This window comes from Pseudoxanthomonas sp. CF125 (genome assembly GCF_900104085.1).
Classification (GTDB): Bacteria; Pseudomonadota; Gammaproteobacteria; order Xanthomonadales; family Xanthomonadaceae; genus Pseudoxanthomonas_A.
Window position 1 is genome coordinate 617035 of record NZ_FNLD01000002.1, and the last position, 17911, is coordinate 634945.

Annotated in this window: 18 protein-coding genes; 17 read left to right on the plus strand and 1 reads right to left on the minus strand. The window is 65.2% G+C overall.

From position 1 onward, the window contains the following. The first annotated feature begins 7 nt into the window (after positions 1–7). The 15 genes from gspE (at position 8) to BLR66_RS12335 (ending at position 13776) form a co-directional block, all read left to right on the plus strand. The gene (gspE, locus tag BLR66_RS12265; RefSeq protein ID WP_176943877.1) at positions 8–1729 is read left to right on the plus strand and encodes a type II secretion system ATPase GspE; all 1722 of its coding nucleotides are present in this window, start codon (positions 8–10) and stop codon (positions 1727–1729) included. Positions 1730–1822: 93 nt separating this feature from the next. Next, on the plus strand, positions 1823–2116 hold the full coding sequence (locus tag BLR66_RS12270; RefSeq protein ID WP_093287850.1) for a GIY-YIG nuclease family protein: 294 nt from the start codon (positions 1823–1825) through the stop codon (positions 2114–2116). A 96-nt stretch (positions 2117–2212) separates the two neighbouring features. Further along, entirely contained in the window at positions 2213–3427 is a 1215-nt protein-coding gene (locus BLR66_RS12275) for a type II secretion system protein XpsF (protein WP_093286754.1), read from the plus strand. Between the two features lie 81 nt (positions 3428–3508). After that, positions 3509–3946 (plus strand): type II secretion system major pseudopilin GspG, encoded by a 438-nt coding sequence (gene gspG, locus BLR66_RS12280; protein ID WP_255402516.1) that lies wholly within the window; start codon positions 3509–3511, stop codon positions 3944–3946. 24 nt (positions 3947–3970) lie between these two features. Further along, the gene (locus BLR66_RS12285; protein WP_093286759.1) at positions 3971–4462 is read left to right on the plus strand and encodes a type II secretion system protein XpsH; all 492 of its coding nucleotides are present in this window, start codon (positions 3971–3973) and stop codon (positions 4460–4462) included. Between the two features lie 19 nt (positions 4463–4481). Beyond that, a complete protein-coding gene (locus BLR66_RS12290; protein WP_093287860.1) occupies positions 4482–4913 on the plus strand; it encodes a type II secretion system protein XpsI in 432 nt (143 codons plus the stop codon). Beyond that, positions 4910–5560, plus strand: coding sequence for a prepilin-type N-terminal cleavage/methylation domain-containing protein (locus BLR66_RS12295; protein WP_093286764.1), 651 nt, complete (start codon positions 4910–4912; stop codon positions 5558–5560). Before BLR66_RS12290 ends, BLR66_RS12295 begins: the two co-directional genes overlap by 4 nt. Then, on the plus strand, positions 5557–6411 hold the full coding sequence (locus BLR66_RS12300; RefSeq protein ID WP_093286768.1) for a type II secretion system minor pseudopilin: 855 nt from the start codon (positions 5557–5559) through the stop codon (positions 6409–6411). Before BLR66_RS12295 ends, BLR66_RS12300 begins: the two co-directional genes overlap by 4 nt. After that, positions 6408–7550: a PilN domain-containing protein gene (locus tag BLR66_RS12305; RefSeq protein WP_093286771.1), complete on the plus strand. Its 1143-nt coding sequence runs from the start codon at positions 6408–6410 to the stop codon at positions 7548–7550. The genes BLR66_RS12300 and BLR66_RS12305 overlap by 4 nt, the downstream gene beginning before the upstream one ends. Next, positions 7531–8202 carry a type II secretion system protein GspM gene (gene gspM, locus BLR66_RS12310; protein WP_093286774.1) on the plus strand — a complete coding sequence of 224 codons (672 nt, stop codon included), beginning with the start codon at positions 7531–7533 and terminating at the stop codon, positions 8200–8202. Before BLR66_RS12305 ends, gspM begins: the two co-directional genes overlap by 20 nt. After that, entirely contained in the window at positions 8192–8992 is an 801-nt protein-coding gene (locus BLR66_RS12315; protein ID WP_093286778.1) for a hypothetical protein, read from the plus strand. Before gspM ends, BLR66_RS12315 begins: the two co-directional genes overlap by 11 nt. A 9-nt stretch (positions 8993–9001) precedes the next feature. Further along, on the plus strand, positions 9002–11200 hold the full coding sequence (gene gspD, locus BLR66_RS12320; RefSeq protein WP_093286783.1) for a type II secretion system secretin GspD: 2199 nt from the start codon (positions 9002–9004) through the stop codon (positions 11198–11200). Then, positions 11197–12111 carry a glycosyltransferase family 2 protein gene (locus BLR66_RS12325; RefSeq protein ID WP_255402519.1) on the plus strand — a complete coding sequence of 305 codons (915 nt, stop codon included), beginning with the start codon at positions 11197–11199 and terminating at the stop codon, positions 12109–12111. The genes gspD and BLR66_RS12325 overlap by 4 nt, the downstream gene beginning before the upstream one ends. Continuing rightward, positions 12104–12973, plus strand: coding sequence for a glycosyltransferase family 2 protein (locus tag BLR66_RS12330; protein WP_093286787.1), 870 nt, complete (start codon positions 12104–12106; stop codon positions 12971–12973). The genes BLR66_RS12325 and BLR66_RS12330 overlap by 8 nt, the downstream gene beginning before the upstream one ends. Continuing rightward, positions 12970–13776 carry a DUF3667 domain-containing protein gene (locus tag BLR66_RS12335; RefSeq protein ID WP_093286790.1) on the plus strand — a complete coding sequence of 269 codons (807 nt, stop codon included), beginning with the start codon at positions 12970–12972 and terminating at the stop codon, positions 13774–13776. The genes BLR66_RS12330 and BLR66_RS12335 overlap by 4 nt, the downstream gene beginning before the upstream one ends. Positions 13777–14172: 396 nt before the next feature. Here the strand turns inward: BLR66_RS12335 and ettA are convergent, their stop codons facing one another. Further along, a complete protein-coding gene (ettA, locus tag BLR66_RS12340) occupies positions 14173–15837 on the minus strand; it encodes an energy-dependent translational throttle protein EttA (RefSeq protein WP_093286793.1) in 1665 nt (554 codons plus the stop codon). 196 nt (positions 15838–16033) lie between these two features. Here ettA and BLR66_RS12345 point away from each other — a divergent pair, with 196 nt between their 5' ends. Both BLR66_RS12345 and glyA read left to right on the plus strand, forming a co-directional pair. After that, on the plus strand, positions 16034–16534 hold the full coding sequence (locus BLR66_RS12345; RefSeq protein ID WP_093286798.1) for an RcnB family protein: 501 nt from the start codon (positions 16034–16036) through the stop codon (positions 16532–16534). 112 nt (positions 16535–16646) lie between these two features. Beyond that, positions 16647–17900 carry a serine hydroxymethyltransferase gene (gene glyA / locus BLR66_RS12350; protein WP_093286802.1) on the plus strand — a complete coding sequence of 418 codons (1254 nt, stop codon included), beginning with the start codon at positions 16647–16649 and terminating at the stop codon, positions 17898–17900. Positions 17901–17911: the final 11 nt, after the last annotated feature.

The window sequence follows — 17911 nt, forward strand, 5'->3', positions numbered from 1 at the left end:
CCCCGACATGCAGCAGTCGAATCCCGGCACGGTCGGCGCTGACGAGCGGATCGTCGCGGCCTTGCTTGAGAAAGGCCGGCTGAAGGATGCGGATCTGGCGCGGGCGCGGCGTCTGCAGGAAGAAACGGGCGGCGGGGTGCTGTCGTTGCTGACCCGGCTGGGCCTGGTGTCCGAGCGCGACCACGCCGAGACCTGCGCCGAGGTGCTGGACCTGCCGTTGCTCAACCTGAAGCAGGTGCCCGAGCTGCCACCGGAATTCCCGCCGGAGGCGCAGCCGCTGTCGCCGCGTTTCCTGCGCCAGTTCCATGTCTGCCCCTTGGGCGAGCACCGGGGTGTGTTGGATCTGTGGATGGCCGACCCCTACGACTCCTACGCCGTGGAAGCGGTGCAACTGGCGACCGGCTATCCGGTGCGTGTTTCGGTGGGCCTGCGTTCGGAAATCGACGACCTGATCGAACGCTGGCACGGGCAGGGCCGCAGCGCGATGGGAACGATCGTGGAAGACGCCGACGGCGAGAGCACCGGCAATCTCGACGACGTCGAGCACCTGCGCGACCTGGCATCCGAAGCGCCGGTGATCCGCCTGGTCAATCTGGTGATCCAGCGCGCGGTCGAACTGCGCGCCTCCGACATCCACATCGAGCCTTTCGAGAACCGCCTGAAGGTGCGCTACCGCGTCGACGGCGTGCTGGAGGAAGGCGAAAGCCCGCCGGCCAATCTGACCGCCGCGGTGATCAGCCGCGTCAAGATCATGGCCAAGCTCAACATCGCCGAGCGCCGCCTGCCGCAGGACGGCCGCATCATGCTGCGCGTACAGGGCAAGGAGCTGGACCTGCGCGTGAGCACCGTGCCCACCGCACATGGCGAGTCGGTGGTGATGCGTTTGCTGGACCGCGAAACGGTAGTGTTCGATTTCCACAAGCTCGGCTTCACCGACCACTTCCTGCCGCAGTTCCAGAAAGTGCTGGAACAACCGCACGGCATCCTGCTGGTCACCGGTCCCACCGGCTCGGGCAAGACCACCACGCTGTACACCGCGCTGAGCAAGCTCAACACCGCCGACGTGAAGATCATCACCGTCGAGGACCCGGTCGAATACCAGATCGAAGGCATCAACCAGATCCAGGCCAAGCCGCAGATCGGGTTGGATTTCGCGCATGCCCTGCGCAGCATCGTGCGCCAGGACCCGGACATCATCATGATCGGCGAAATGCGCGACCTGGAAACCGCGCGCATCGCCATCCAGTCCGCGCTCACCGGCCACCTGGTGCTGTCCACGCTGCACACCAACAACGCCGCCGGCGGCATCACCCGCATGCTGGACATGGGCGTGGAGGACTACCTGCTGACCTCCACCATCAACGGAATTCTGGCCCAACGCCTGGTGCGCCGGCTGGAGCCGGTGCATGCGGAGAAGTACCCGGCCTCACCGGAGGAAATAGAGAAGTTCGGACTGCGCCGCTACCAGCCGCAGGGCGAGATATTCCTGTACCGCCCACGCGCGTCGGCCATCGCGCCTACAGGCTATCTGGGCCGTACCACCATCATGGAATTCCTGGTCATGAACGACGAACTTCGTCGTGCCGTGATGCGCCATGCCGGCATGGGCGAGCTGGAGCAGCTGGCGCGCGATGCGGGCATGCGCACGATGTACGAGGACGGCATCGTCAAGGCGTTGAGCGGGGAGACGACTATCGAGGAGGTGTTGCGGGTTACGGAGGATGCATGATCAGACAGGCTGCGCCACACGGGTGACCGCATATTTTCGGATCGTCATTCCCGCGAAGGCGGGAACCCAGCGACTTTGCTCTTGGGGGTGCTTATGGACAAGCAACCAGCGACTTACATTCTCGCAAGTGGACGCAATGGAACGCTCTACGTTGGAGTGACTAGTGATCTGATTGCGAGAATGTGGCAGCACCGTGAACATGTGGTGGAGGGGTTCACGAGCAAGTACGGCGTAGACAAGCTGGTCTGGTACGAACTCCACGGCACGATGGAAGCTGCCATCACTAGAGAGAAACGAGTAAAGAAATGGAACAGGGATTGGAAAATCAGATTGATAGAAGAGCGAAATCCCTACTGGAACGATCTTTGGGCCGAGGTCATCGGCTGAAAGCCTAAAGTCGCTGGGTTCCCGCCTTCGCGGGAATGACGGCTGAAAAAATTCGAGCGAACACGTACCAATCACTAGTCATCAGCCAACAATCTCATGCCCCTCTACCGCTACAAAGCCCTCAACACCCGCGGCGAAGTCCTCGACGGCCAGATGGAAGCCGCCAGCGACGGCGAGGTGGTGGCGCGTCTGCAGGAACAGGGGCATTTGCCGGTCGAGGCCAAACTGGCCTCTGAGGGCAGCGGCACTTCGTTGCGTTCGCTGTTCCAGGCCAAGCCGTTCGCCGGCGACCGGCTGGTGCAGTTCACCCAGCAGCTGGCGACGCTGCTCGGCGCGGGCCAGCCGCTGGACCGTTCGCTGACCATCCTGCTGGAACTGCCCGAAGACGACAAAGCGCGGCGCACCATCGCCGACATCCGCGATACGGTACGCGGCGGCGCGCCATTGTCCACGGCGCTGGAGCGGCAGCACGGTACCTTCTCGCGCCTGTACATCAACATGGTACGCGCGGGCGAAGCCGGCGGCAGCATGCACGAGACACTGCAGCGTCTGGCCGATTATCTGGAGCGCAGCAGCGCCATGCGCGGACGCGTGATCAATGCCATGGTGTACCCGGCGATCCTGATGGTGGTGGTCGGCTTCGCACTGCTGTTCCTGATGGGTTACGTGGTGCCGCAGTTCGCATTGATGTACGAAAGCCTGGACGTGACCCTGCCGTGGTTCACGCGCGGCGTGCTGGCGCTGGGTTTGTTCGTGCGCGACTGGTGGTTCCTGCTGGTCGCGGTGCCGGCGGCCCTGTTGTGGTGGTTGGACCGCAAGCGCCGCGACCCGGTGTTCCGCGATCGTTTCGATGCCTGGCTGCTGCAGAAGAAAATGGTCGGTCCGCTGCTGGCGAAGATGGAAACCGCGCGTCTGGCGCGCACCCTGGGCACCCTGCTGAAGAACGGGGTGCCACTGCTCGCCGCGCTGGGCATCTCCCGCAACGTGCTGGGCAACCGCGCCTTGTCCGCCGATGTGGAACAGGCCGCCGAGGACGTGAAGAACGGCCACGGCCTGTCGGCCTCGCTGGCCAAGGGCAAGCGCTTCCCGCGGCTGGCGCTGCAGATGATCCAGGTCGGCGAGGAATCCGGCGCGCTGGACGGCATGCTGCTGAAGACCGCAGACACTTTCGAGCTGGAGACCGCCCAGGCCATGGACCGCATGCTGGCCGCGCTGGTACCGGTGATCACCTTGGTCTTGGCGGCGGTGGTCGGCATGGTCATCATCGCCGTGCTGGTGCCGCTGTACGATCTGACCAATTCGATCGGTTGAAGGACCGCTGGCGATGTAGGAAACAGCCCGTTCAGAGATCCCCGCCCACACTAACCGCCTCATGATTCCAAGGATTTCGTAATGCTGCGAGTTTCGCGCTCGATCACCCGTTCCCCCTCGCCGGCCGCGCAAAGCGGCATGAGCCTGCTGGAAATCATCATCGTCATCGTGCTGATCGGCGCGGTGCTGACCCTGGTCGGCAGCCGCGTGCTGGGCGGCGCCGATCGTGGCAAAGCCAACCTGGCCAAGTCTCAGATCCAGACCCTGGCCGGCAAGGTGGAAAATTATCAGTTGGATACCGGCAGCCTGCCTTCGCGGCTGGACGATCTGGTCACCCAGCCGGGCAACGCCAATGGCTGGCTGGGCCCATACGCCAAGGCGGCCGAGCTGAAAGATCCGTGGGGCCACGCTATCGAGTACCGCGCTCCCGGCGAAGCGCAACCGTTCGACTTGATCAGCCTGGGCAAGGACGGTCAGGTAGGCGGCGACAGCTACAACGCCGATATCAAGTTCGAATAACGGCACACGAGTAACAGCGCCGGTATGACGCGGGGCCGCATCAAGCGCATCCGCCCGCGCAAGCCGCGGGGCGTTTCCTTGCTGGAGATGTTGCTGGTGGTGGCGTTGATCGCCATCGCCGGCATGCTGGCGGCCATGGTGCTGACAGGGGGCTTGGACGGCATGCGTCTGCGTTCGAGTTCCAAGGAAATCGCCGCACAACTGCGCTACGCGCGGGCGCAGGCCATCGCCACCGGCCAGCCGCAGCGTTTCGTGATCGATCCGGCCAGACATCATTGGCAGGGCCCGAACCAGAGGCAGGGAAATATCCCCTCGTCGCTGGGCGTGGAATTCACCGGCGCGCGCGAAGCGCAGGCGCGCGCGGGCGAGGGCGGCATCCTGTTCTTTCCCGACGGTGCCTCCACCGGCGGCCGCGTGCAATTGAGCGCGAAGAAAGCGGCGTGGCGCATCGACGTGGCCTGGCTGACCGGCGAAGTCAGGCTGGCGCGCGCGCCAGGCGGCGGATCGCCTCCATGAAGTCACCGCCATGAAATCCATGCGCTTCCGCAGCCAGCGCGGCTTCACTCTGATCGAAGTGATCATCGCCTTCGCCTTGCTGGCGCTGGCGCTGACTTTGTTGCTCGGCTCGCTGTCCGGCGCGGCGCGGCAAATCCGCACCGCCGACGATAGCGGGCGTGCGACCTTGCATGCGCAATCCCTGCTGGCCCAGCTAGGCGTCGGTGAAGTTCTGCAGCCGGGACGCAAAGAGGGCACCTTCGAAGCGGGGCGCTATCGCTGGACGCTGGAAATGGAGCCGTATGTCGACCCTCTGAAACGGCGTTCCCCGCAAACGGTCTCTTCTGCGCCGCGTTTGCTGCAGGTGCAGTTGCAGGTGGAATGGGGCGACGCGCCGGGTCAGCGGCTGCGCTGGCAGACGCTGCGCCTGGCGCCCGCCGACATCAATAACGCCTCGGTGCTAGCGCCATGAACCGCAGCGCCCGCGGCTTCACCCTCATCGAAGTGCTGCTGGCCACGGTGTTGCTCGCCGCAGGCTTGGCGCTGGCCTTCGCCACCTTGCGTTCGGCCACGGCCATGGTGCAGCGTGGCGAGACCATCGCCCAGCGCAACGAACGCATCCGCGCGGTCGAGGGCTTCCTGCGCCGGCGAATCTCCTCGGCGCAGAACATCGCCTTCGCCGTCGATCCCGGCACCCAGAGGCAATACCGCTTCGTCGGCGAAGAGCGGCGCATGCGTTTCGTCGCCGATCTGCCGGATTACCTGGGCCGTGGCGGACCTTACCTGCACGATCTGGTCGTGGCCGAAGGAGGCAGCCAGCTGCTGGCTTCCTTCGCCATGGTCCAGGCCGGGCAGGCGGTGCGCGAGCCGCAGCCGCGTCCGCCGGAAATCCTGGCCGACAACCTGGGCGCCATACGCTTCCGTTATCGCGGGCTGGACCAGGAAGGCAAGCTGGGCCAGTGGCAGGAACGCTGGACCGCGGCCGAATCCCTGCCGCTGCAGGTGTCGATCGATATCGAGTCCGCCGATGGCCGGTCCTGGCCAGGCTTGGTGGTATCGCTGGCGCAGGGCAACGGCCAGGACAACGGACTCGGCCAGGGTCTGGAGCCGCCGCCATGAAGCGCCAACGCGGAGCCGCCTTGCTGCTGGTGCTGTGGCTGATCGCATTGCTCACGGCATTGATCGGCGCTTTCGCCCTGACTGCGCGGGTGGAAGCCCTGCAGGGAAGAATATTGAGCGGCGGCGCCAGGGCCCAGGAATTGGCACGGGCCGGAGTGGAGTATTCGCTGGTGCGGCTGGCCGACACCGAACCCGCCACCCGCTGGCTGCCCGACGGGCGCAGTTATCGATGGAGCTACGCGGGCGGCGAAGTGGAGCTTCAGATCGTCGACGAAACCGGCAAAGTGGATCTCAATCAGGCCGGGCAGCCTTTGCTCACCGCGCTGATGCAGACGCAGGACGTTGATCAGGAACAGGCCGGACGCATCGCCTCGGCCATCGTCGATTGGCGCGATGCCGATCCGCTTACCCAGGTCGGCGGCGGTGCGGAAGACCCCGACTATGCGGCGGCAGGACGGCCTTACGGGGCGAAGGATGCGCCGTTCGAAACCGTGGCCGAGGTGGAGCAGGTGCTGGGCATGACTCCCGAACTGTACGCCCGGCTGGAGCCTTACCTGACTCTCTACAGCGGCCGTGGCGAACCCGACCCTACTTACGCGCAGGCAGCGGTGCTGACGGCGATGGGGCTGGATGCGACGACTTATCTGGCGCAGCGAAGAAGCCCCGTGCCCGGCGCTGGCGCAGCGCAGCTCGTGGGCGGAGGCAGCGGCACGTATAGTATCGACAGCCGCGCACGGCTGGACGATGGCCGGGTTGCGGTATTGCGGACAGTGGTGCGTGCGGGTAGCGGCTCGGTCCCGGGTTCGGCGTATACCGCGTTGCGCTGGCAGGAAGGAACGGCACCCCAATGAATACCACGCAGGAAAATCCGTCGCTGATGCAGGGCGTCCGTCGCTACGGCGCCGGAGCGGGCGGCTTTTTGCGCTGGTGGAAGCAGTCGTTGCTGTCATGGCTGCCTTTGCGCTGGCGCGTGCTGTTCGGGCTGGCCAGTAACCGCTTGCTGTTTTCCCAGGTCGGCGACCAGTTGCGGCTGCAGATGCAGGATGCCGAGGGTCTGCATGAGATCGCCTGGCTGCCGTTGCCGCTCGAGGCGGCCCAACTGGACGCCGTGCTCGCCAACCGCACCGACAAATTGCCGCGCTGGCTGCTGCTGCCGGCCGCCGCCGCCCTGCAGCGCCGCCTGTTGCTGCCGGCCGCTGCGGCCGAGCGCTTGCGCGACGTGGTCGGCTTCGAGGTCGACCGGCAGACCCCCTTCACTGTCGATAGCGTGCGTTTCGATGCGCGCGTGCTGGGCCGCCGCGCCGATGGCCAGCTGGATACCGAACTGGTGGCCGTTCCACGCGCGCGTTTCGACGCGGCGCTGGCCGGGCTGGGCGGTTTGGCCGGATCGCTGGCGGGCGTGGACGCCAGCGACGCAAGTGGCCACCCGCTGGGCGTCAACCTGCTTCCGGCGGAAATACGCCGTAACCGCCGCGACGCGATGCGGACCTGGAACTGGGTGCTGGGAGCGGTCGCGCTGCTCGGCGCGGCTGCCGCGTTCTGGCAGGTTCTGGATAACCGGCGGGAATCGGCGGAGGCCTTCACCCGGCAGGTCGAAGCGCGCGCGCTTCAGGCCCGCAGCGTGGCTGCCCAGCGCCAGCAGCTGGTCGATATCGTGGAAGGCGCCGCTTTTCTGGACCGCGCCCGTTCGGCGCGCCCCACCACTGTCGAGATCCTGGACGAACTCAGCCGCCGGTTGCCGGACAACACCTATCTGGAGAAGGTCGGGATAGAAGGCGATCGCCTGCTGCTGATCGGCCTGAGTCCGGAGGCTTCGGCATTGGTAGGGCGCATGGAAGGCTCCCCGCTGTGGCGCGCACCGGCCCTGAGCGGCGCCTTGCAGCCTGATCCGCGGACCCGGCTCGACCGTTTCAGCATGACGGCCGAGCTCGCGACCGCCGCGGCGCCGGCTACCAGCAAGGGAGCCGCCAATGGCGCCCGCCAGCCTTGATCGCAACCGCCCCGATCGCGACCGCTGGCTGGCGCTGGGCTTGCTGGTCGCGGCGCTTGCGCTCGCTTATCTGCTGGTCGTCCACCCGCTGTGGACCGCGCCGATGCGGGAAGTCCAGGACCGCATCGACAGCGCGCGCGAGCGCGAGTTGCGTGTGCGCACCCAACTGCAGCAGGCCCCGGAGATAAAGAAAGGGCTGGCCGCGGCCGTGGCCCAGCAGTCGCAGCGGCCGGGCTTCCTGTTGGAAGCCACACCTGAGCTGGCCACCGCCGGACTGGTGAAACGCCTGGAAACCGTGGTGCTGGAAGCCAGCCCAGGCAACCGCAGCTGCGCCATCACCAATCGCTCGCCGCTGGCCCAGCCCGGCAGCGACCGCTTCGCGCCGGTAGTGGTGCAAGTGCGTTTGAGCTGCGGCACGCCGGAGCTGGCTTCGGTCCTGTACGCGCTGGAAAGCGGCACGCCGCGTCTGTTCGTGGAAAACCTGAATGTCCTGACCATGGGCTACTCGTTCATGCCGGGGCAGTCCAGCGCGGGGCTGGATGTCAGTTTCGATCTCTACGGTTACCTGCGTCCGCCGACCGCAGCGCGTATCCCCGCCCCGCCGGCTATCGCGCCCGCGCCCGCAAAGCCAGGAGCAGTCGATGCGAATTGACTCTTTCGGCCCGCGCACCTGGCTGCTGGCCGCGCTGGCGGGTTGGGCATTGCTGGCGTGGGTATTGGCCTTGTTCGGTATGGGTGGGCAGATTCGTCCGCTGGCCGACGACCCCAGCCTGGTGAATGCGTTGCCGAAGCTTCCGCAGCAGACGCCGGAACGCCTTGGGCCGCTGGCCCAGTATTCCGAAATCGCCACGCGCCCTTTGCTGTCCCAGAGCCGCAAGCCGCAACCTTTCTTCATCCAGGGACAGGAAGGCGGCGAGCAGCCGCAGACTTTCGATTTCGTCCTGACCAGCGTGCTGATCACGCCGCAGCTGCAGATGGCCATCCTGCAACCGACTCAGGGCGGGGAAGGGGTGCGGTTGAAGATCGGAGACGCGCCCGAGAGCGCGCAGGGCTGGCGCGTGGCCGAAATCCATCCGCGTAGCGTGGTGATCGAAGGGCCGGAGGGACCGCGCACCTTGGAACTGCGGGTGTTCGACGGGCTTAGCGGTCAGCCCCCCAGCGCCTCGCCCGTTTCGCCGGGATCGGCCCCGCCCGTGCAGCCTCCGGCGCCGGGGACAGCGCCGCCGCCTGCCTCGCCGGTTATGACCACGCCCTCCCGGCCCATGCCGGTGTCGCCGGCCAACGCTGCCGGTCCGGCGCCCGCGCCGGGCAGCCAGCCCCAGGCCGAATCAGCGATGACCACCGAACAGCAGATGGAAGCGATTCGCCAGCGCATCGAAGCGCGGCGCGCGCAGCTCCGCCAGCAGGGCCAAGCCCCGCCTCCCCCGAACAAGACCAAGTAGAGTGCCGGCATGAAGTCACGTTTGATCCTGGTATCCGTTCTGACCGGCCTGTTGGCGGCATGCGCCAGCGTGCCCACGCCCGAGGTGCGCCGCGATGCGGATATCCGTAATGGCAGCGCGGGCGCCGCGCAGACTTCGCCGTTGAATTCGGTGGAAGAACCCGAGACCGGCCCCCAGGCGGTGATCCGCCGCGGCAACGGCCAGATGATCAACCGCAGCGCCGCTTCGGCACCGCCGCCTTCGCTGGCGGGGATGAGCGGCGGCGGGGCCAGCTTCAATTTCGAAGGCGAATCCGTGCATGCGGTGGTCAAGGCCATCCTGGGCGACATGCTGGGCCAGAACTACGTGATCGCGCCCGGCGTGCAGGGCACCGTCACGCTGGGCACGCCCAAGCCAGTGTCGCCCGCGCAGGCGATGACATTGCTGGAGCAGGTGCTGGCGCAGAACAACGCGCGCATGGTCTACAGCGACGGCCGCTACAACATCATGCCGGCCGACCAGGCGTTGTCCGGCACGCTGGCGCCGCGCACCGGCCCTGCCTCCAACGCGCGCGGTTTCGAAGTGCGGGTGGTGCCGCTGCGCTTCATCTCCGCCAGCGAAATGAAGAAGGTGCTGGAGCCGTACGCGCGGCCCAACGCCATCGTCGGCATCGATTCCACCCGCAACGTCATCACCTTGTCTGGCACGCGCAGCGAACTGGAAAATTACCTGCGCACGGTCGAGATCTTCGACGTCGACTGGCTGTCGGGCATGTCGGTGGGCGTGTTCCCGCTGGAATCCGGGCGCGCCAGCAAAGTAGTGGCCGATCTTGAGAAGGTGTTCGGCGAAAGCAGCAAGACTCCCAGCGCGGGCATGTTCCGCTTCATGCCGCTGGAAGGCGCCAACGCGGTGCTGGTCATCACTCCGCAGGCCGCCTATCTGGATCAGATCCAGGATTGGCTGGAACGCATCGATGGTGCGGGTGAAGGTTCGCGTCTGTTCTCGTATGAGCTGAAGTACATCAAGGCCAAGGACCTGGCCGATCGCCTGGCCGAAGTGTTCGGCGCCGGCCGCAGCGGCGGCAATGGCCAGGACACCGGCGGCAACTATCCGGCATCGCTGATGCCTGGAACCGATCCGGTCTCGATCAAGGACGGCGCCGATGGCGGCAGCGTCGATTTCGGTGGCAGCAATTCCAGTGGCGACGCGTCGTCGTCCACCGGTGGCGGTACTGGCGGCGGTTCGTTGTCGCTCAACCAGCGTTCCGGCGGCAACGGCAGCGTCACGCTTGAGGTGGAAGGAGACCGCGTGGGCGTGTCCGCGGTCGAGGAAACCAACACTTTGCTGGTGCGCTCCAGCGCCACCGCCTGGAAGTCGATCAAGGACGTCATCGAGAAGCTCGATGTCATGCCCATGCAAGTACATATCGAGGCGCAGATCGCCGAAGTGCAACTCACCGGCGACCTGGAATACGGGGTCAACTGGTATTTCGAGAATGCGGTCAATGCAGACACGGACGACGGTGGTGCCGGTTTGCCGAGTGCGCTCGGACGCAATATCTGGGGCGACATCTCCGGCAGCATCACTGGCAGTGCCGGGTTGGGCTGGACTTTCCTGGGCAGGAACGCCGCCGCCGTGGTCAAGGCGCTGGACAAAGTAACCAATCTGCACCTGCTGCAGACGCCTTCGGTGTTCGTGCGCAACAACAGTGAAGCGACCTTCAACGTCGGTAGCCGCATTCCCATTCAGTCGGTCAGTTTCAATCCGGGTACAGGGACCGACGGCACGTACAGCCAAGTGCAGTATCTGGATACGGGCGTCATTCTCAAGGTGCGGCCGCGCATCACCAAGGATGGAATGGTCTTCCTGGACATCGTGCAGGAAGTCAGTTCCCCCGGAACAGTCGCTGCTGATGCGCAGGGCAACGTACGCATAGACACTCGCAGGTTGAAGACCGAGGCGGCGATCCAGAGCGGCGACACAGTGATGCTGGCCGGCCTGATCAAGGACAGCGTGGACAATGGTTCTTCAGGAGTTCCTTTCCTGAGCAAAATTCCCGTTCTGGGCTCGCTGTTCGGCACCAAGAGCCAGAACACCGAGCGCACCGAAACCATCGTGCTAATCACGCCGACGATCATCCGCAATCCGCAGGAAGCGCGTGACCTCACCGACGAGTACGGACAGAAGTTCCGCGCCTTGGAACCTCTGCACCAGCCCAAGAAAAAGTGAGCCCATCGCCCGCCGCCGCGCTGCCCGTCATCCTGTTGCCGGTCGGCGTAGACGACGATGCGCTCGACGCCTGCCTTGGCGCATTGGATGCCGGCACTCCCGCCGGCAGCCGCATCTGGCTGGCCGACGACGCGCAGGCTGGCCCGCGCGCCAGCGCCATTATCGAACGCTGGTTGAAGCGCACCCCACTACAGGCCGACTACACGCGCCGCCAGAGCATGATCGGCGAGGTCGCGCACCTGGACGAAATGCTCGCTGCGTGCGCGGGCGTGGATGTGGTGGTGCTGGCTCCCGATGCGCAACCGCTGCCGGGCTGGTTGATGCAGTTGTCGGCCTGCTTCGCGCGCGATGCGTCGATCGCCAGCGCCACGCCTTGGTGCAATGCCGGTGAAGCCGCGGCTTGGCCGCGCCTGGGCGAGATCACGCCGCCGCCGTCCGACTTCGAACGAACCGCGCTGGCCTGCGCGGCGATGCCGCCGGCGCATCCGGAATTGCCTTCAGCCGTCAATCATGCGGTCGCGCTTCGCGGCACTGCCCGACAGCGCGCCGGCGGTCTGGACGCCAGCAGCTATGCCTCGTGGTACGCAGCGCTCATCGACCTGTGTCTGCGCATGTCCGGGCTGGGTTGGCGCAACGCCCTGTGCGAAACCGCCTTCGTCGCACGCGGCGGCGAAGGCATGCCGGCCGATGGCGACATGGACGCGCTCAACGCGCGCTGGCCGGCCTGGCATGCGCGGCTGGCGAACTTCCTGATGCAGGACCCGCTGCGCGAGGCGCGCGAACGCCTGGCCACCCTGTATGCCGAAACCGGATCGCCCGCGCCGCAACGCGAACTGTTCGCCGATGACTTGGATCCCGTTCGTGGTGAGCCTGTCGAATCACGCCCTTCGCGGGAGCGCGGACATGACTGACGCGCCAGAGGCGGCAATCGCAGCGATCGTGGTGAGCCATGAAAGCGCGAGCACGCTGGAACGCTGCCTTCAGCGGCTACGCGCCGCCCGCGAGGTCGTCGAAATCCGCGTGATCGACAACGCTTCGCTGGACGGCACGCTCGACATCATCCAGCGCCACGCGGCGCAGGATCCGCGGGTCCGCTTCATCGGCAATCCCGACAATCCCGGCTTCGCCGTCGGCTGCAACCAGGGCGCCAGGGAATCGACCGCGCCGTGGCTCGCATTCGTCAATCCCGACCTGATGGTGGAAGCCGACACGCTGGCGCGCCTGCGCGCGCATGCGCTTTCCGTCGGCAGCGACGCCCTGCTGGGCGTGGATCTGGTGGACGAGGCAGGGGTGCGCGATGAAGCCGCGCGACGACGCGATCCGGATTTTGGCGCGATGCTGCGCGCCCCGGGCCGCGCATCCAAGCTGGCCGTGCCGATCCGCGAGGACCAGGCCTTGCAGCCGGTTCAAGCCATCTCCGGCGCGCTGATGCTGATGCCGCGCGCCTTGTTCGATCGCCTGGACGGTTTCGACGAAGACTACCGCCTGCATGCCGAGGACCTGGACCTGTGTCGCCGCGCCCGCGAAGCCGGCGCGTTCGTGGGGGTGGCCAACGATATCCGCGTGCTCCATGTCCGCGGCGTCTCCAGTCGCGCCCGTCCGGTATTCGTCGAATGGCACAAGCACCGGGGATTGTGGCGGTACTTCCGCAAGTTCGAATCGGCGCGTCGCGGTCTTCCCGCACGCACCGGGGTGTTCGCGATGATCTGGTTGCGATTCCTGGTCAGGTTCATGCGAACATTCGGTTCGCGCATGAACGGGGAAACGCGTTGACCATTCTTGAATCGGGCCTCTGCGCCAACTGCGACCAGGCCGTGCAGGGGCCGGCGCAGAAGTTCTGTCCGGCCTGCGGCCAGCCCACTCCGGCCCATCGCATCGATTGGCATTTCCTCGGCCATGAGCTCGAGCACAGCGTGCTGCACATGGATCGCGGCATTCTTTACTCGCTCAAGGGACTGATACTGCGGCCGGGCCACCTGATACGGGACTACATCGAAGGCCGGCGCGGTGGGCAGGTCAAACCGTTGATGCTGCTGATGATCATGGCGGCGGTGGTGGTCTTGGCCAGTAAGTTCTTTCTGCAAGGCGATGTCGTTGGTTCGATGATGTCCGCAGGCGGCACCGGTACGGCCAAGGTCAACGCAGGCGCGCAGGTCGATCCGGCGCTGATGGCGAAGGCGATCGCGGCAGCGACGGACTGGATGAACCATCACTTCGCTGCCTTCACCCTGCTGTTGTTGCCGCTGGAGGCCCTGGCACTCAAGCTGTCGTTCCATCGCCAAGGCAATCCGAATTATCCGGAATGGCTGGTCATCACCGCCTTTTTGACCGTGCAGACCTTCGTCCTGTGGACGCTTGCGGTGCCACTGCAGCGATGGTTTCCGCAAGCGCTGCTATGGGTGGTTTGGTTGGCGCTCGCCTACAGCGTTTTTTCGCTGGCGCAGTTTTTCCATCCCTATCCGCGCTGGAAATCCGCGCTGCGCGCCCTGCTGGGTTTCGGGGTCGTCATGCTGGCCAGCTTCGTCCTGACCATGGTCGTGGCTTTCGTCGTGTACGCCAGATTGCAGCAGGCATGAAGCATCTTGCCAGGACGGAACGCCCACTCGTTCATTGATGTGGTTTGAGGGTCCGTTGGATCTTCGATGAAGCTGGGTCGGAATTCTAATGGACAAGAAAAAATGAATCGTCATCCCAGCGAAAGCTGGGATCCATCTTGACTTCGGTGGGGCAATCGAAAGCCAGTGCCTTCCGCCATCTAAGCCGTAGGTCGGGGCTACGCCCCCGACGCACAGGGATTAACAACCCGTCCAAACCTAGCGCCAAGATCAAAATGGATCCCAGCTTTCGCTGGGATGACGATCTCATTATGTTCGGGTTAGTTTCCGATAGTCGGATCGGCGACGACGTCCTTGGATCCCCGCTTTCGCGGGGATGACAGATTGGCAAAGCCGCGCTATGCGCGGGCCAATCTGTCACTTCAAAGCCTTGAACCTCAACCGCTTCGGCTGCGCGCCTTCCGCACCCATGCGGCGCTTCTTGTCTTCCTCGTACTCGCGGTAGTTGCCTTGGAAATACTCCACGTGCGAGTCGCCTTCGAAGGCCAGGATGTGCGTGGCGATGCGGTCCAGGAACCAGCGATCGTGGGAAATGACGAACGCATTGCCCGGGAATTCCAGCAACGCGTCTTCCAGCGCGCGCAGGGTTTCGATATCCAGGTCGTTGGAAGGTTCGTCCAGCAACAGCACGTTGCCGCCCTGCAGCAGGGTCTTGGCCAGATGCAGGCGGCCGCGTTCGCCGCCCGATAGCGAGCCGACCATCTTCTGCTGGTCCTGGCCCTTGAAATTAAAGCGGCCGATGTAGGCGCGCGACTGGATCTCGATGCCGTTGATATTGAGGATGTCGGCGCCACCGCTGATCTCCTGGAACACGTTGTGGTTGCCTTCCAGTTTTTCGCGGCTCTGGTCGACGTAGGCGATGTTGACGGTCGGGCCCATCTCGATCTCGCCCGAATCCGGCTTCTCCTGCCCGGTGATCATCTTGAACATGGTCGACTTGCCGGCGCCGTTGGGGCCGATGATGCCGACGATGGCGCCCTGCGGCACGGTGAAGCTCAGGTCGTCGATCAGCAGGCGGTCGCCGAAGCGCTTGGAGACGTTCTTGAACTCCATGACCTTCTGGCCCAGACGCTCGCCCGGTGGAATGAAGATCTCGTTGGTTTCCTGGCGCTTCTGGTAGTCGATGGCCTGCAGTTCTTCCATGCGGGCAAGACGCGCCTTGCCCTTGGAGCGGCCGCCCTTGGCGTTCTGTCGCGACCATTCCAGTTCCTTGGCGATCGCCTTCTGGCGCGCCTTTTCCTGGTTGTCTTCCTGCTTCAGGCGGTTGTCCTTCTGGATCAGCCACTCGGTGTAGTTGCCCTTCCACGGAATGCCGCGGCCGCGGTCCAGTTCCAGGATCCACTCGGCGGCGTTGTCCAGGAAGTAGCGGTCGTGGGTGACGGCCACCACGGTGCCGGTGTAGCGGGCCAGGAACTGTTCCAGCCACTCCACCGACTCGGCGTCCAAGTGGTTGGTGGGTTCGTCCAGCAGCAGCATGTCAGGCTTCTGCAGCAGCAGCTGGCACAGGGCCACGCGGCGCTTCTCGCCGCCGGACAGCTTGCCGATCACCGCATCCCAGGCCGGCAGGCGCAGGGCGTCGGCGGCCACGTCCAACTGGTGCTCCAGGGTGTGCGCATCGCCGCTGGCCAGAATCGCTTCCAGGCGCTGCTGCTCGGCGGCGAGTTTGTCGAAATCGGCGCCTTCCTCGGCATAGGCTTCATACACGCGGTCGAGCGCGGCCTGGGCTTGCAGCACTTCGCCCACGCCTTCCTCCACCGCCTGGCGCACGGTGTGCTCCGGATTGAGCTGGGGCTCCTGGGCCAGATAGCCGACCTTGATGCCGGCTGCCGGACGCGCTTCGCCGCTGAAATCGGTGTCCACGCCGGCCATGATCTTCAGCACCGTGGACTTGCCGGCACCGTTCAGTCCCAGCAGACCGATCTTGGCCCCGGGGAAGAACGACAAGGAGATGTCCTTGATGATCTGGCGCTTGGGCGGAACGGTCTTGCTGACGCCGTTCATGGTGTAGATGTATTGCGACATGGTGTCTCCGGAAATGGCGCTGCCGTGCCCGCGCAAGGGCTGCACGGAGGTAAAAGCTGGGAATGGCGGAATTATACCGGCTGCGGCCGGCTGGCTGCTGTCTTAACGGATTTCTACAGGGCCCGCGACGGCAAGATGCCGTTCAGCGCTGCGGTCCGATATTTGGCCTCAAGTTCCCACCCCAGAGGTATGCACTATGCGCCACGCTATCAAGTCAGGCCTGTCGCTTTTGTTGGTCATGACGGCTTTGGCCGCCGCCCCGGCTATGGCGCGGGATCATGGCCATGACCGCGACTACGATCGCGACCGTTATGGCTACCAGGATCGCGACCGTGACCATGACCGTCGCGGCTACGGCCGTTACGACGACCGCCGACGCGGTCACGACCGCGATTACGGTTACCACCGTGACGGTCGCTATTACCGCGACGACCGTTATTACCGCCCCGCACCGCGCGTGGTCTATCGCCCGGTCTACCGACCCGCTTATCACCCCGGCTACGGTCCTCCGCGCTGGGCCCGTGGCGCCCGCTACTACGGCGACGGCTACGGCCCCACCTACGTGGTCCGCGATTACCGCGGCTATGGCCTGCGGGCGCCGCCACGCGGTTACTACTGGCGCCGCAGCGACGTGGGCGATTTCCTACTGGTCGCCGCAGCCACCGGCATCATCGCCGACCTGATCCTGCACCACTGATCCCACGGACCGGCAGGTCCTGGAACCCGGAAAACGCGCCGAAAGGCGCGTTTTTTGGTTGCGGCAGGGGCGGGGGGCTACAATCGGCGACCCATTCCCCTCCGGAGCTCCGATGTTCCCGCGCAACGCCCGAATCGAAGGTTACGATCCTGAACTGGCCGCGGCCATCGCATCCGAGAACCGCCGGCAGGAAGACCACGTCGAGCTGATCGCGTCGGAGAACTACTGCAGCCCGCGGGTGATGGAAGCGCAGGGCAGCCAGCTGACCAACAAATACGCCGAAGGCTACCCCGGCAAGCGCTACTACGGCGGCTGCGAATACGTGGATATCGCCGAGCAGCTGGCCATCGACCGGGTGAAGGAGCTGTTCGGAGCCGACTACGCCAATGTGCAGCCGCATTCGGGTTCGCAGGCCAACCAGGCGGTCTACCTGGCGCTGCTGAATCCGGGCGACAAGATCCTGGGCATGTCCCTGGCCCACGGCGGCCATCTGACCCACGGCGCCAAGGTCAATATCTCAGGCAAGTTGTTCGACGCCATGCAGTACGGCGTCAACGACCAGGGTCTGATCGATTACGACGAAGTCGAGCGCCTGGCGCTGGAACACAAGCCGAAGATGGTCGTCGCCGGCTTCAGTGCCTATTCGCAGGTCGTCGACTGGGCGCGGTTCCGCGCCATCGCCGACAAAGTCGGTGCGTATCTTTTCGTGGACATGGCGCACGTCGCCGGCCTGGTCGCAGCCGGCGTGTACCCCAACCCGCTACCGCACGCGCACGTGGTCACTTCCACCACGCACAAGACCCTGCGCGGACCGCGCGGCGGCATCATCGTGGCCAAGGGCGCTGGCGAGGAAATCGAGAAGAAGCTGCAGAGCATCGTTTTCCCGGGCATCCAGGGCGGTCCGCTGATGCACGTGATCGCGGCCAAGGCGGTCGCCTTCAAGGAAGCGCTGGAGCCGGAATTCAAGGCTTATCAGGCTCAGGTGGTGAAGAACGCGCAGGCCATGGCCAAGACGATTATTTCCCGTGGCTACAAGATCGTCTCCGGCGGCACCGAGAACCACCTGATGCTCGTCGATATGATCGGCAAGGGCGTCACCGGCAAGGCCGCCGAGGAAGCACTGGGCAAGGCCCACATCACGGTCAACAAGAACGCAGTGCCCAACGATCCGCAGAAGCCGTTCGTCACCTCCGGCCTGCGCCTGGGCACCCCGGCGGTCACCACGCGCGGTTACCTGGAGCCGGATTGCGTGGCGCTGGCGAACTGGATCTGCGATGTGCTGGACGCGCCGGGCGATGAGAAGGTCATCGCCGGTGTGCGTGCGAACGTCGAGAAGCAATGCGCGCAATTCCCGGTCTACGGATAATCCCTTTCCCG